Source organism: Oscillatoria sp. FACHB-1406, assembly GCF_014698145.1.
In the GTDB taxonomy this organism is placed as follows: Bacteria; Cyanobacteriota; Cyanobacteriia; order Cyanobacteriales; family Spirulinaceae; genus FACHB-1406.
The window spans coordinates 12,991-27,147 of the sequence record NZ_JACJSM010000038.1 but is presented as its reverse complement, the minus strand read 5'-3'; the positions used below and the strand labels follow the sequence as shown (position 1 = coordinate 27,147).

At 48.2% G+C, this 14,157-nt stretch carries 13 protein-coding genes and 1 pseudogene; 5 read left to right on the top strand and 9 right to left on the bottom strand.

Annotated elements, in window-relative coordinates:
* Nucleotides 1-167: 167 nt before the first annotated feature.
* The 3 genes and pseudogenes from H6G50_RS23480 (at nt 168) to H6G50_RS24605 (ending at nt 2,851) form a co-directional block, all read left to right on the top strand.
* The gene (locus H6G50_RS23480; RefSeq protein ID WP_190721975.1) at nt 168-1,262 is read left to right on the top strand and encodes a hypothetical protein; all 1,095 of its coding nucleotides are present in this window, start codon (nt 168-170) and stop codon (nt 1,260-1,262) included.
* A 119-nt stretch (nt 1,263-1,381) separates the two neighbouring features.
* Nucleotides 1,382-1,999 (top strand): annotated as a pseudogene (locus H6G50_RS24610) (DUF3365 domain-containing protein); the annotation flags it as partial.
* Entirely contained in the window at nt 1,982-2,851 is an 870-nt protein-coding gene (locus H6G50_RS24605) for an adenylate/guanylate cyclase domain-containing protein (protein ID WP_347239990.1), read from the top strand. The pseudogene H6G50_RS24610 and the gene H6G50_RS24605, both read left to right, overlap by 18 nt.
* A 339-nt stretch (nt 2,852-3,190) precedes the next feature.
* Here H6G50_RS24605 and lpxA read toward each other — a convergent pair whose 3' ends face one another.
* The 6 genes from lpxA to H6G50_RS23445 form a co-directional block, all read right to left on the bottom strand.
* On the bottom strand, nt 3,191-3,985 hold the full coding sequence (gene lpxA, locus H6G50_RS23470; RefSeq protein ID WP_190721979.1) for an acyl-ACP--UDP-N-acetylglucosamine O-acyltransferase: 795 nt from the start codon (nt 3,983-3,985) through the stop codon (nt 3,191-3,193).
* 272 nt (nt 3,986-4,257) lie between these two features.
* The gene (gene fabZ, locus H6G50_RS23465) at nt 4,258-4,758 is read right to left on the bottom strand and encodes a 3-hydroxyacyl-ACP dehydratase FabZ (protein ID WP_190721973.1); all 501 of its coding nucleotides are present in this window, start codon (nt 4,756-4,758) and stop codon (nt 4,258-4,260) included.
* Between the two features lie 197 nt (nt 4,759-4,955).
* The gene (locus H6G50_RS23460) at nt 4,956-6,230 is read right to left on the bottom strand and encodes a peptidoglycan-binding protein (protein ID WP_206756596.1); all 1,275 of its coding nucleotides are present in this window, start codon (nt 6,228-6,230) and stop codon (nt 4,956-4,958) included.
* 200 nt (nt 6,231-6,430) lie between these two features.
* The gene (locus H6G50_RS23455; RefSeq protein ID WP_190721963.1) at nt 6,431-7,432 is read right to left on the bottom strand and encodes a DMT family transporter; all 1,002 of its coding nucleotides are present in this window, start codon (nt 7,430-7,432) and stop codon (nt 6,431-6,433) included.
* Between the two features lie 346 nt (nt 7,433-7,778).
* A complete protein-coding gene (gene mraY, locus H6G50_RS23450) occupies nt 7,779-8,867 on the bottom strand; it encodes a phospho-N-acetylmuramoyl-pentapeptide-transferase (RefSeq protein WP_190721961.1) in 1,089 nt (362 codons plus the stop codon).
* A gap of 121 nt (nt 8,868-8,988) precedes the next feature.
* On the bottom strand, nt 8,989-9,291 hold the full coding sequence (locus H6G50_RS23445) for a DUF3134 domain-containing protein (RefSeq protein WP_190721959.1): 303 nt from the start codon (nt 9,289-9,291) through the stop codon (nt 8,989-8,991).
* 191 nt (nt 9,292-9,482) lie between these two features.
* Between H6G50_RS23445 and H6G50_RS23440 the strand changes: the two genes are divergently transcribed.
* Nucleotides 9,483-10,070 carry a PAP/fibrillin family protein gene (locus H6G50_RS23440; protein WP_190721957.1) on the top strand — a complete coding sequence of 196 codons (588 nt, stop codon included), beginning with the start codon at nt 9,483-9,485 and terminating at the stop codon, nt 10,068-10,070.
* Nucleotides 10,071-10,291: 221 nt separating this feature from the next.
* Nucleotides 10,292-10,609, top strand: a complete 318-nt coding sequence (locus H6G50_RS23435; protein ID WP_190721955.1) for a hypothetical protein — start codon at nt 10,292-10,294, stop codon at nt 10,607-10,609.
* A gap of 42 nt (nt 10,610-10,651) precedes the next feature.
* On the opposite strand, the gene bla is transcribed toward H6G50_RS23435, so the two are convergent.
* The 3 genes from bla to ispE form a co-directional block, all read right to left on the bottom strand.
* Complete coding sequence (gene bla, locus H6G50_RS23430; RefSeq protein WP_190721953.1) at nt 10,652-11,638, bottom strand: class A beta-lactamase; 987 nt, start codon at nt 11,636-11,638, stop codon at nt 10,652-10,654.
* 260 nt (nt 11,639-11,898) lie between these two features.
* Complete coding sequence (locus H6G50_RS23425) at nt 11,899-12,858, bottom strand: PRC-barrel domain-containing protein (protein ID WP_190721951.1); 960 nt, start codon at nt 12,856-12,858, stop codon at nt 11,899-11,901.
* A gap of 297 nt (nt 12,859-13,155) precedes the next feature.
* Nucleotides 13,156-14,097 carry a 4-(cytidine 5'-diphospho)-2-C-methyl-D-erythritol kinase gene (ispE, locus tag H6G50_RS23420; protein ID WP_190721949.1) on the bottom strand — a complete coding sequence of 314 codons (942 nt, stop codon included), beginning with the start codon at nt 14,095-14,097 and terminating at the stop codon, nt 13,156-13,158.
* Nucleotides 14,098-14,157: the final 60 nt, after the last annotated feature.

The following is a 14,157-nucleotide window of genomic DNA, read 5'->3' as shown; positions in this document are numbered from 1 at the left end:
GAAGCACTAGCTCAAGCTTATGCTCAAGTGACTGAGCAGGATTTTCGTAACTGGTTTACACATTGCTGTTACTGTACCTCACTCACGTGAAAAACGCTATAGTGTCATATCAGTATATCCTTCTGTCAGCGTCTGTAATCAACGAAATACCCGCTGTAACAGTAGTGATGCTGAGTTTATTACTGATGTTTCTATATAACCGAAGTTCAGGAAAAAAGCGCTACATTTATTTAGTTTTATCTGCCTTCTTGTTTGTTTTCGCGTTAGAGGTAAAGTTGTCTGGTTTGATAGCTTTACCTACACTGGTTGCAATTGGGGCATCCGGAAGACAGCAATGGAGAGATAAGGTGAGGGATGCAGTGATTTGGATTTTAACTTCAATTATAATATTTGCATTGTTTTCTACAACAATTTTCCCCTTTTCTTATTATCACTTAATTTTACTGCATAGTGGAGCGGGAGACAAATTTGAAAGCACCGATCCTTCCCTAACCCTATCAACACTACTTTTAACGGGTTTTAAAGAGGATACCGTTCCTGCTCTTCTCGCCCTTTTCATTATTGGCTCGTTATTTGCCTATCGAAAAAAAAATCAGTTCATCCCCCCGTTGTTATTATTGAGTTTCAATCTTCTACGTTTTTATAAGGCTTTGCCGGTTTGGCCGAATTATTATATTCATTTAGCAATTCCTATCGCATGGCTCATTGGTCTTACGCTCGCTCGCTTCAATCTGCCCTCAACTTTGAGTAGGATTAGAGCGGGAAGCGTTGATTTAAAAAAGTTGCTCTTACCGGGCTTAATGCTGTTAGCGATTTTTGGACAACTGACTTTTAATATTTTCAAGATTGTGACGGCTACGCAACCGCGCAGATATCAGAATGCAGCGCTTGTAGCCGCAAATGTAAAGGCGAAAAAGTATCGCTCTTCCCCCGCAGAAGAAATCTTAAAAAATTACCAAGGAACTCATAAAATAATTTTGACGGATAATCCCTATTTTATTCATAAGTTTGAATTAGATACACCGCCTGAAACGGCTATTTTATCCCGAAAAAGAGTGATTGCTGAAAATTTGGATGGTGACTTTATTCTGAAAGTTATTCAGAAGCGAAAACCTGATTTTGTTCTGCTCGATCGCTTCCCCGATTTATTCCTAAAATCAAAAGCACTCTCCGATTTTTTACAAGAAAATTATTCTGAGTATTCTCTGAAAAATTCTCAATCTCGCTTCTTTATCGCCAAAACTTCAAAAGCTAGTCCGTAAGGACAACGTAGCAGCTTATCAACGAGAACAGTTAACATAGAGCGGGGTGAGTCTTTCCTGTGCTGGGATGAAAATCTTGAGGGTGATGGCTCGCTTGCAAATAAATTGGAGAAACTGGCATGATGCGCCGCTCGTTGGCGAAGATATTAGCAATTTTCTTGCAACTACTCTACCGCAAAACAATCCTCGTTTTAAGCCTCCTTTTTGCAGCAGGAGTCGGGATTACCCTCTGGAATATGTCTCACCTATCAGAAGAACTGATTAGAACTCAAGCGCTAGAAAATGCTTCGCTCTACGCGCAAGCGATCGCGGAGTCGCGAACTCTGTATAGTTCGGATGTGGTGAATCATGCCAAGCAAGTCAAAGGGATTACCGTGACCCACGATTATAAAAATACAGAAGGGGCAATTCCATTACCCGCAACGTTTTTAATCGAGTTAGGGAACCACATTCAAAAGAATAATCCGGGAGTATTGGTACGTTTGTACAGTGATTATCCGTTTCCTTGGCGCAAAGATACAGGCGGTGCTAGGGATAACTTCGAGCGTCGCGCCCTCAATTACCTGCTAAAGTACCCAGACGATAGGTTTACCCGCGTCGAACGAGTTGGGGGACGGACTTCGTTTCGTTACGCTCGTGCGGATATTTTAGAACCGAGTTGCGTGAATTGCCACAATACACACCCCGATTCGCCGAAACGGGATTGGAAAGTTGGCGACGTGCGGGGGATTTTGGAGATTATTCAACCTCTTGACGGGATTGTGACGCAAACGCGCTCCCAACTCAAGAATACGTCGTTGATACTGGGGAGTGTTTCGATGTTGGCGGTGGTGGGAATCGTGTTGGTATTGGGGCGGTTGCAGCAAACGTCGAAGGAGTTGGAATTGCGGGTTATCGAACGGACGGCGCAGTTACAGCAGTCTAATCAGGAGTTGGCGCAGGAACGGGAAAAGTCGGAGCGGCTATTGCTGAATATTTTACCGCCTGCGATCGCGGCTCAGTTAAAAGAAGGCGAAGGAAATATCGCCCGGGGTTTCTCAGAAGTGACGATTTTATTCGCAGATATTACCAATTTTACGTCCCTATCGGAGCAGATGTCGCCGATCGTGCTAGTACGACTGCTCAATGAAGTTTTCTCGGCTTTCGATCGCCTCACAGAACAGCACGGAATTGAAAAAATCAAAACTATCGGCGATGCTTATATGGCGGTAGGAGGGCTGCCGATTCCGCGTCGAGATCATGCTGAGGCAATCGCTGAGATGGCGCTGGATATGCAGGAAGCGATCGCGCAGTTCCAAAAGCACCCCGAATGGCGCACAATCGACTTACAAATTCGTATCGGTATTAATACGGGTGCTGTCGTTGCTGGTACGATCGGATTGAAAAAATTTACTTACGATCTTTGGGGCGATGCCGTTAATGTTGCATCGCGTATGGAATCTTCTAGCATTCCCGGTCAAATTCAAGTCGCAGAAGCAACCTACAAACGCCTCAAGGATAAATATTACTTCGAGGAACGGGATGAAATTTTAATCAAAGGGAAGGGTAAAATGAAGACTTATTGGCTTAAAGGGCGGTTGAATAATTGATAATGGACAATTGACAATTGATAACGTTCGGATACGCTAATTGCTTTGTTGATGTCTAGTCTTTTTTCGCTACCTCACGCCCAAGCTTTAGCTAGGGCTTGCTGGAGAATTTGCGATCCCGCAGGAACCTGCGTAGCGGCACGCGAAATTTGCTGTCGTACAGTGCGGAAAATTGTATAGCACTACGCATTTGGGCTAGGACATCTGAATTTCTACTCTCGACATACTGTAAGAACTCGATCTATCGATGGCTCAACGTTGTCAATTATCAATTATCAATTATCAATTATCAATTATTCTCTACGTTATCAATTGTCCATTATCCATTGTCAATTATCATTATTTCCCGCCCGGAATCGGTCCTCTACGCCCTTCTGAGAGGGATAATTTCAGGAAATCCTGTAAGTGTTGTAAGGGTTCGCTATTGCCTAACAGCGCCAGATTTTCAACGGCTTGACTGAAAGAGACTTCAGAGCGATATAACTTGCGAAATACTTGCTTGAGTTGGGCAACGACTTCAGCATCAAATCCGGCGCGTTGCAAGCCGACTAAATTGAGCGATCGCACGCGAGCCGGATTCCCTTCGACTAACATATAAGGAGGAACGTCGCGATCGATGCGACTCATACCGCCAATCATCGCCAACTTGCCGATGCGGACAAATTGATGCACCCCCAATACGCCGCCAACAATCGCTCGCGATTCGATCTCGACGTGACCGGCTAAAGCGACGTTATTGGCTATAACCGTGCCGTTCTCGATAATGCAATTATGGGCGACATGAACGTAAGCCATCAACAGATTATCGTCGCCGATGAGCGTAACTTCGTTTTCCCCCGTAGCGCGATTGATGGTGACATATTCGCGAATGCGGTTGCGATCGCCAATTTTAACCCAGCTATCGGCTCCCTGATACTTTTTATCCTGCGTCTCCAGTCCAATCGCTGCCCCCGGAAATATCTGATTCCCCGCCCCAATTTCCGTCGGTCCTTCAATCACAACATGAGGTCCAATCGTGGTTTGCGGCCCGACTTTTACCCGTTCCCCAATGACGGCATAAGGTCCGACACGAACGGTGGGGTGCAATTCAGCATCGGGATGAATGATAGCGGTAGGATGGACTGGTGCGGTCACGGCTTGGGAAGGGGTGACGGGAAATGAGTAGCTGGTCACTGGTCGTTAAAATTGCGATATAAAGGGAATGAAATCAAACTGTACTGAAGTCCCGAACTCACTCCAAGGGGTGGCAAAAATCTAGCAAAGCTTCAAAATTGAGGCTCCGTTTGCCAGATTCTCTCAGTAAAGGGGAAAAGTCAACCTAGCGACCCCCTAACATCGAAAATCTGCCTGCCAGACAAGCATTTTGAATTTCAAGCTTTGAATTTTGCATCTTCAGGGCAGCAATATTATTCAATGAGCGAGAATAGCATCTCAGCTTCTGCCGCTAACTGACCTTCCACTTCTGCGCGTCCGTACATCTTCCCAAAACGACGACCTTTTAAACGTAGGAGTTCCACGGTCATTACCAGTTGGTCGCCGGGAACCACAGGACGGCGGAAGCGCGCCTTATCAATCCCTGCAAAAACGAACAGTCCGCCATCGAACCCCGGCATTTGCGTCATCACAATCCCGCCGACTTGCGCCATCGCTTCGACGATTAACACTCCCGGCATTAGCGGACGACCGGGGAAATGCCCTTGAAAGTGGGGTTCGTTGAAACTGACGTTTTTGAGGCCTACTGCTTTTTGTCCGGGAACGTAGTCGATAATGCGATCGACCAGCGCAAAAGGATAGCGGTGCGGTAGTAATTTTTGGATTTCTTCAACCGTAAGGACGGTTTTGGGGGGTAGCGTTGCTTCTAGTGTTTCCGTCGTTTCTGGGAGGGGGGATTCGGTAATGACTGACATGGCGCTGAAATGGTGGATGGCTGTGCGAGGGAAGTGCAGTTTTGCCTGCGGATAAACCCGTTATGGCTCGTGCGATTTCAGCTTTACATTGTACACTCTCGCTCGCCCTGCCGCTCGGATAACGACGAGATCGCGTTTTTGCTCCTGGTGGTCGGTCAAAATTGAAAATGCAGAGGTATTGATTGACGAATTACGCATTATTCCGCTTCCCCGTCCTCGGAAACGTTCGGCATTTGAATGCTATTCAACTGATTGAGCGCCCAGCGCGCTGTATCTTGAACTTCGGGGTCTGGATCGTCTGCCGCTAAATACAGTAACTTACTCAGTTTAGCGACCAGTTCGTACATCTGCGTTAAGTCTCGAATCGCATTTTTGCGCACCTGAGCGTTTTCATCTTGCAGGGCGATGGTGAGGGCGCGGTTCATCGGTTTGAGGGTGCGCGTGCCAATCTGCGAGAGCGCTTCTAAGATTAACCCTCGCTGCTGGGAGTCGGAGTCAATTAACAGCCCGATCAACGGCTGCACCGCTCGAGAATCGGCGCGTTGCGCGAGTTCCCAGATGGCTTTGCGGCGAATCTCTGCCGAGGGTTTGTGCAAATCTTTAATTAGTTCTTCGACGAGATCCAGTTTGGGCAGGCGAGTCGTTTGTTTGACAGCCAGAGATTTTTCGGAACTGGGTTTGGTTTTGACAGATTTTGGAGGCTTGCTTTTTTGAGTTTCTGTTTCGGACGCGCGCTTATTGTTGTTTGTCGGAGCGGAGGGCGGGGTTTCGCTACTGTCTACATTGAGTTTGGGGGATTCTAACCTTTCTGAAATTGACTCATCCGCTTCGGGCTGCGAGAGGGGAAGCGGTTCGGGTGCAGGAATCTCGCTTTCTTCTTCTCTTTCTAAGATTTGTGTCTCGTCATCGTCAGTCTGTTTGGGAAAGCTGGCGGCTGAAGCGGGCATCGCGTTATTGAAGGCGCGCAATAAAAGAAATAATCCGATCCCACCGAGAGAGAGGGTAATTAAACCCCCAAGAAATAAAATAATGCGTCCTTTGGTAAAAGGAAATTTTCCTTTGGAAGATTGCTTGGCATTCTTAGATGTTTTGTCATTCTTCTCGGCTTTAGATTTTTGTTTTTCTGCGTAGCTCGCTTTAATCTGCTGCTGGGTTTTAGCGTCAGCAATTCCTGTTGCTTCTAACCCTTTGCTTTCTTGAAATTTGGAGATTGCAGCTTGAGTTCCAGTGCCGTATTCTCCATCGAGCGTACCTTGAAAGTATCCTAGTTCTTTGAGCAAATGTTGCAGAACTCTCACTTCTTTGCCTTCGCTGCCCGGTTCGAGAGTTGAAGCTTTCGATTCGGTGGCATTGCTGGTTTGCGCCAAAGTTAGGGGAAGTGTAATGGCGAGACTTACTTTCGGATTGCCAGCCCAAACGACGCTCGAGCAGGTGAGATAAAGAGCTATGAGGATAGAGACGCGATCGCTCATATGACGGTGGGATATTGAAACAGGATGCAAGCGGGTTTCGGACTCGGAGATTTTTCGGAGTCGCTCGCTCGATCTTACTCGATATCCTAAGCCGATTTCGTCAACTTAGCACGGGATCGATCGCACTGAAAACAGGTATATAAGGACTACTTCTCGTCCTGCGTCGATCGCGCCCCGATTTTGGGCAATCATTCAATCGTTTATACGCCCGATTCGCTCTCTGGAATTTCCAGGATTCCCGCAGTCACTCGCTGCCAGAAAGCTGCAATTTTTTCGCGCTGATTGATGAGGTAGATACTAATCAGAGTTAGGGAAACGCCTCCCCATTGTAAGGGAGTCAGGACTTCTCCTAACAAAAGATTGCTAAAGAGGAGGGCGAAAACGGGGGTGAGAAAGGTTAGGGCGGTAAAGCTAGTTAAGTTGCCGCTCGAAGCGATGTAGAAGAATACGCCATAGGCGATCGCGCTGCCAAAAATCGTCGCGTAACTGAGGGACATCCAGTTATTAAAATCCAGATGGTTCCATTGCTCGGTTTCCCACAAGGCGGACATCGCCCAGAGGGGCAATCCCCCTAAAATCATATGCCAGCCGGTGGCGACGACGGGATCGGCATGGCGAGAGACATAGCGGATGGAAACAGTGCCGGTTGCCATCGAAAGGGAGGCGAGCAACATCAACCATTGTCCGCTCTCGAATAAGCTTTGCCAACTGAGGTTAAACTCGGTTCCCGAATGATTCCACAGGCTGAATAACCACGCTTCAGGCAGGCATAAGGAGACGATCCCGATCGCTCCAATCATTAGCCCCAAACCGCCCCAAATCCCGATAACTTCGCCAAATAAAAAACTCGAAAGAATTGCGATCGCGATCGGTTGCGAGTCAATCATCACCGAACCCAGTCCCGCCCCCGTCTTTACCAATCCTTCTGCTAAGAATCCTTGAAACATTAACCCGTCTAGCAGCGCAAAGAGTCCAATCCACAACCACGCTTTCCACCCTTTGGGTTGCGGCAATCCGTAGAGGGCTGCCGCGATCAGAATTAAAATCCCAGCGGGAACTAGCCGGAATCCCGCTAAAAATAAGGGGGTTGTATTCGGGATTGCGTCTTTCATTGCCACCATTGCCGTTCCCCACAGGAAGAAGGGGGAAATTAGCGCAGCAGAGGATAGCCAAGCGTTAGAGCGAACGAGTTTAAAAGTCATGAGGATGCGGGAGATGGCGACGGAGTTTTATGAAGGGCGAAGTATTTATTTTTATTAAGTATTGTTTAGATGTCGTTATTATAGGCGAAGTCTGAGGGAGAGAGCGAACTGCACGTCGAACTGCGCGCCGATATGGTGCTACTTGAAACGTGAAGGTACGTTGATAAACGCACCAAAGTCTTAGCTGGTGGGCGCTGCCCACCCTACAAAATGTCCTAACTGCACGTGGAACTGCGCGCCGATAAAAAACCGACTGAAACAGATGTTCCAGTCGGCGATCGAGATGGTTTGAGAGTTATGGTCAAACAAATTTGAGGTTAAAGCGTCTTTTTGGCTCGCGCCAGTTCTACTTTAAAACCAACGCCAGAATCACCAAACCAAATTCAACTAAGTAGAAGGCTCCAACAATTTGCGTTTCCGTCCATCCCGAAAGTTCGAGGTGGTGGTGTAAAGGAGCCATTTTCAATAAACGCTTCCCTTTGCCATCGGGTCCTTTTGTTGCTTTGTAATAGCTAACTTGGGCGATAACGGAAAGCGATTCCACAAAAAAGATGCCACTGATGATAAATAAACTCCAGAGATTGTGGGAAACGATGCCAACGGCAGCCATTGCACCGCCGATCGCGAGGGATCCCGTATCTCCCATAAAAACTTTAGCTGGGTTGCGGTTGTGGGCGACAAAGCCGAGACAGCCACCAGCCATACAAGCACAGAATAACATTAAGGCGGGCGAGGTCGGAGCGACGATCGCGGCTAAACCGAGAAACCCAATTGCGCTTACGCCGCCAGCCAATCCATCCACACCATCGGTAATATTGCTACTGTTACTCTCAGCGACGACGGCAAAACCGGCAATCGCCCAAAATAGCCAACCCAAGGGCAGCATAAACCCTAACGGTAAAGCGATCGTTGTAATACTCGCCGGTTGAGTTGTAACCGCCCACAGACAAAACAGTACCGCGATCGCGATTTGTAAGATCAGTTTCATCCGGGGAGAGATGCCCTTATTTGATTTCAGGCGTAAGACTTGCCAATCGTCGAGCAAGCCGATCCCCATGTAAGCTAACGTCACAATGGAAACCGCACAGACGTTAAGATCGAAGCGAGACCAGCACAACGCAGCAACCACAGCAATGGGGAGGAAGAATACTCCGCCCATCGTCGGCGTTCCTGCCTTTTTTAAGTGTGCTTTCGGACCGTCTTCGCGCACGAACTGCCCGGTTTTTAACTTTTGTAAGACGGGAATCGTTCCGTAGCCCACCAGCCCAGATGCGATCGCACAGGCGATAAAAGGCAGGCTTAAGGAAACTTCCGAAGTTCCAGTCCCGTCAACAGCCAGAACAAACAGATACAACAGACTCGCCAAACCGACTAACAGTAAGGTTCCTGTTAGCCTAGGAATGCCCGTCCACGAATTAAATTTTGCTTCTACCACTCACTCACACCCCTAACTCTTAGGTTTAAGCGTTTTGCCTAATTTGTACGCACGATTGCTGCTATTTCAGGACAGCTAGACGGAAATTTAAAATAACTCTATCTATTTAAACGGGCTGCCTTTAGTCCTCTACCTCGATGAAGTCGTCATCATCGTCGATCCCGTCGTAATCGCGATCGTCGTCGTCCATCAGTCCGGAAATGTCGTCTTCTTCGATTTCGGAAATAAATCGCGGCTCTTCTTGTTTGTCGCGCGGCAGCAATCGTCCATTTCCTTCCAACCAATCGAGCAAAGATGCACCCCGTTTTAAAGGGATCACCGTTGCCGGTTCGTAACGCGACTCCTGAGAGAGGGCGCGGTTTTGAACGGACGGAGATTCATCAACGTTGTTGTCTTTGACTGATTCGGAATGATTAGACTCCATAGACTGTACGTTGTTTTTTACAATTGTGAGGAGAGACATCATAGAGTTTACACCGATTGTGCAAAATTGCAAGGATAATTCTAGGATCGATGACGAACCTCAAAACGAACTCTTATCAACGATAAGCGGTGTTGATACGATCGCCGAAAGATTTAAGGGACGCGGGTTTTCTGAATACAAACAGGATTTTTATGATTGACAAGACCGAACTTTTGAAAACTATCGCGGGAAAGAATCGCGGACTGCTAGCTGGCGAACTGGATAAGGTGGAAATTCTGGCTGCGATCGCGCGCCTCGAAGATCGCAACCCTACGCCTAACCCCATCGAGCGCGGCGATCTTTTGGATGGAAACTGGCGCTTGCTTTATACCACCAGCCGAGAATTACTCGGTTTCGATCGCTTTCCCGGTTTTAAACTCGGACAAGTGTACCAGTGCATTCGCACGGATTCGGGAAAAATTTATAATCTGGCCGAGATTATCGGGTTGCCGTGGTTGGAAGGATTGGTTGCCGTTGCTGCGAATTTGGAGGTCATTTCCGAACGCCGCGTTAACGTCAAATTCGAGCGCGCGATCGTCGGTTTACAGCGTTTTCTGGGCTACCAGTCGCCGGGAGAAATGGTCAAACAAATTGAAGTGGGGAAAAAGTTTTCGCCGATCGATTTTAATATTGGCGATCGCGATCGCCAAGGATGGCTCGAAATCACTTATCTCGATAACGAACTTCGGATCGGACGGGGCAATCAAGGCAGTGTTTTTGTCTTGACAAAAGACATTTAATAGTATCTAATTCGAGATACAAAATTCGAGGGCTGTTTGCTATCGAAAGAGCGATCGCGCCGGAGCGGGTATCGCGCGTGCCGCTACGCGGATCCCTGCGGGATCGCCCAATATTTGAGACAGGCTATACCGCACGATAAAATCTAACGTCCGGTATAGGCGCTGTCCTGTGGAACCGCCTTAAGATGAACTCTCAAGTCGTATTTTCAAAGCCAGAGCCAATGTCATCTCAGTTAAACCGCGATCCCGATACCCTAGAAACCAAGCCTACATTATTCGATCGCATCTTTCGAGACAGTGAAGGCAAGATCGTTATCGCTCAACCTCCCAACTTACCCATGATTGTTGGGATAGTAGCAACCGTGCTTCGCTCCGTACTTGCAACCGGTCAAATCCACACAGTCTTCAATTTAATCGCCTTCGGTGCTTGGTTCACTTGGGCTTGGGAGGAAACTTTTGAGGGGGTTAACTACTTCCGTCGAGCAATCGGTGCGATCTCATTAGTCGCTATAATCGCGATCGCCCTTAACCTTAACTGAATTTAATATCCTTTAAGAAGTTGGGGATTAAAGCTATAGTTGCTATTTGCTCCATTCATCCCATACCGCTCGAGCAATCTTAGCGATCGTTTCTTCGCGGATTGTACCGTTAGCCGTCGAATCTGAAACAAAAACCGCGATCGCGAGATGTTTTCCATTCGGTAGCGTCACAACTCCCACATCATTAGTTGCAGCCGTTACGCCATCAACCGTCGCTGAAGTTCCGGTTTTGTGGGCTACAACCGTTCCCTCTGGTAACAGTCCTTTGATACGGCGTGCGCCTGTCGGACTTTCTACCATCCATTTGAGGAGTAACGCTTGACTGGCTTCTGAAAGCCCTTGCCCTTCATGAAAAACTCGTAATAAATTAACGGCGGCCTCGGGTGTAGCCGAGTTACGATACTGCAATCCTGGCTCCGTACCGAACTGAATTTCGTTCTCGGTATTCGCAACAACAACGTCATTAACGCCAAGATCGCGTAAATATTCAGTCACGTGCTGCGGTCCGCCAACAAGTCGTAACAGCGCATCGCAAGCAGTGCTATCGCTTTCAGAAACCATATACTGCAACAATTCAGCTATACTGACTTCCTTTCCTTGCGACTTTTCATTGAGAACCACGCTCTCGCGGACAATATCGCTTGCTTCAAGCCGAATCTTTTGGTCGAGTTTTAGGGTTCCTCGGTCTACTTCAGCCAAAACAGCCATCGCAATCGGAAACTTGTAAACACTTTGCATCGGAAATGGCAGATTTCCGTTTAAAGTAACGGACTCCCCAGTTTCTAGGACTGTGGCAGCAACTCCAACTTTCCCTCGAGCGGTTTGAGAGATTTGTTCGATGCGATCCCGCAGGGATCCGCTTAGCGGCACGCGCAATTCGTTATTGGTATTAGGCGTAGGTGCTACGCCCTCTTTTCGCGTATCGGCTGGGTTCTCTGGTTTAGCTGCTCCGTTGCTGGAGTTATAACTCGCACAACCAACAATCAGTAAAGACCCACACAATAGGCAAAGCCACACATTTTTAATCATTGCTTGTAATCTTATCAATCGAATTAGAGTTTTTAACGGCTTAGAACTACAGTCGGTAACTCTGAGATTTCGGAATTTAATCCGTTTTTTCTAAAATTTAAATCATTCTAAATCGTGTTTTTTCGTGAATTCTTGAATGACAAATTTGTATAGTTTGGGGTTAGCTAACCTACCAGAAATATAAATTAAACGGAGCATAGCAATAATTACTGCTATGCTCCGTCAAAAATTAGCGATCGCGGCTCGGTGCAACTATTAACTTAATACCCGTCTTCATACTCCGGCGCTTTCGTCCGTTCGGGGATATTCACTTTCGGGGGATTATAAGGTTCCGGTTCGATATCATCATCCCAAACATCCTGCTTCTCATCGTAATCGTAGCGGGCGGCTTCGCGGCGAGCGGCAACATCGCGGCGTTCGTCGCGCCAATTTTCCTCATCTACCTCATCTTCGTAGCGCTCGCGATAACGAACTTTCTCAGCTTGTCGGGGCGGAACCGGGATTGCTTCGGGTTCTTCCCACTCATCCGAATCCCACGTACTTTCATAAGCGGGTTTGCGCGCTTCGATAGGTTTGGGCGAGGCGGGCGTATTGATGGGGATACCGGTTCCCAATTGGTTAGCCGGATCCACAGGTTTTGCGTAGCCGTAAACTTCTTCTTCCTCGCGTTCCCAGAGCGGACGACCAATTCCGAAGCGTTCGAGGAGTCCGACGGTGAGTTGCGTCAGGCGTTCTTCGCAGCCTTCAAAAACGATAATGCGATTAGGACCGCTACTGACGATTTCTTCGACTTGCAATTCGTAGGTACTGATTGCTTGTTCGGGGATTTGTGGCAGCCCAATCGAAGCAATAACCAGGGAGGCAACGCGCCCATCTTCGATATTAAAGATAAAGTCGCGGACGCGCCCGAGCAGTTCGCCATTTTCGGTGATGACTTCGCAACCGATTAGTTTGCTGTAGGCTTCGACATCGACATCTTCAATAACATCATCGTGAGGGACGAGGACGACATCGCCTACTTTTTCAATGACTTCCAAATACATATATTTGGGCATTCCGGTTAAGGATAAGATGCTGTCCCTCAAGCCTAGGGCGACGACTTCGCGCCGATCGATGTCTACTAATAGCTCTTTGACTACGCCTAGCTGTTTGGCGCTATCGTTGGCGATGACTTTTGTATTAATAAATTCGGAGCGGAGGCGGATATTGTCGGTTGTCATTGGATTGTCGTGCTTAAAAGCTGATCGGAGACCGTTTAGAATAGTCGCAAATTATGGTTTAGCTGCTTCGCGGTGCGCGAATCGTTCGTTACCGCATAATAGCCTAAAGGTTTACGTTTGAAACAACTGCGATCGCAGTTTCTCTCCCCACTCGATCGATATCGAATTGTTTTTAGATTTACTTTCCGATTATTGTAGCGAATCGCTTGACATTTGCCCCGTTAGTCGCACCAGATTTTGCGACTCTCTCGAAGGGGAGAATCTGCCTTTGAAGGGCGTTAATCGTTCTGTCAATTTTTACGCAACTTGAATACCGCCGCTGGAAAAGGGTGCAATCCAAAGACCGAGATCGCGATCGCGGATTTGCTCCCGCACCTCGGTTTTAACCCGCGCGGCTTCTTCTCGAGACGCGCACAGGGCAAATACCGTCGGCCCGCTACCGGACATCAAAACGCCTAAAACGCCGGGACGTTGCATCGCTGTTTTCAGTTCGGCAACCTGGGGATATTCGGGGAGGACAATTTTTTCGAGATCGTTGTAGAGGAGTTCGCCGATACGAGCGCTATTTTTATGGAGGATGGCTTCGACGAGGGGGCCGGAATGAATGCGGGCGGCGCGAGATTTAAGGATGTCGGTATCGCGCGGGTAAGTATGACCGAATTTTTGGCGGTAGGTGTTGTAAGCCCAGGGAGTAGAGACTTCGAGGCTTTGATATTTGGCGAGAACGACCCAAAGCTGCGATGGGCCATTAATCGCGTCGAGTTTTTCGCCGCGTCCGGTTGCAATGGCTGTGCCGCCGGAGACAGAAAAGGGAATATCGGAACCGAGGCGAGAGGCGAGTTCTTGTAGTTCGGGCTGGGCGAGTCCGAGTCCCCACATCAAGTTTAGTCCGACAAGGACGGCGGCGGCGTTACCGGATCCGCCGGCGAGTCCGGCGGCGATGGGTATGTGTTTTTCGAGCGCGATGTCCGCACCGCCCAAACGGGCGAAAGCTTCGGGAAATTCTGCGCTCATCAGTTGGGCGGCTTTGTAAGCGAGATTTTGCTCGGGCGGCGGCATTTGGACGCTATCGCAGTGGAGGCGAAAGTTTGGGCTGCCGTTCGGACAGACTTCAATGCGATCGCATAAACCAACGCTCTGCATAATCATCACCAGTTCGTGGTAGCCGTCGGCGCGATCGCCGATAATCTCGAGATGGAGGTTGATTTTAGCGGGAGCAAGGAGGCTGTAAGCGTGCATGAATAGTGGTTAATTCGTAATTCGTAATTCGTAATTTGCCGTCACTCTCCCCGGTCGCTG

Coding starts and splice junctions, on each gene's coding strand:
- H6G50_RS23445 (WP_190721959.1), bottom strand. CDS start 9,291: ATGGAGTCTAATCATTCCGAATCAGTCAAAGACAACAACGTTGATGAA.
- H6G50_RS23440 (WP_190721957.1), top strand. CDS start 9,483: ATGATTGACAAGACCGAACTTTTGAAAACTATCGCGGGAAAGAATCGC.
- H6G50_RS23425 (WP_190721951.1), bottom strand. CDS start 12,858: ATGACAACCGACAATATCCGCCTCCGCTCCGAATTTATTAATACAAAA.
- H6G50_RS23435 (WP_190721955.1), top strand. CDS start 10,292: ATGTCATCTCAGTTAAACCGCGATCCCGATACCCTAGAAACCAAGCCT.
- bla (WP_190721953.1), bottom strand. CDS start 11,638: ATGATTAAAAATGTGTGGCTTTGCCTATTGTGTGGGTCTTTACTGATT.
- H6G50_RS23480 (WP_190721975.1), top strand. CDS start 168: ATGCTGAGTTTATTACTGATGTTTCTATATAACCGAAGTTCAGGAAAA.
- H6G50_RS23455 (WP_190721963.1), bottom strand. CDS start 7,432: ATGACTTTTAAACTCGTTCGCTCTAACGCTTGGCTATCCTCTGCTGCG.
- fabZ (WP_190721973.1), bottom strand. CDS start 4,758: ATGTCAGTCATTACCGAATCCCCCCTCCCAGAAACGACGGAAACACTA.
- ispE (WP_190721949.1), bottom strand. CDS start 14,097: ATGCACGCTTACAGCCTCCTTGCTCCCGCTAAAATCAACCTCCATCTC.
- H6G50_RS23460 (WP_206756596.1), bottom strand. CDS start 6,230: ATGAGCGATCGCGTCTCTATCCTCATAGCTCTTTATCTCACCTGCTCG.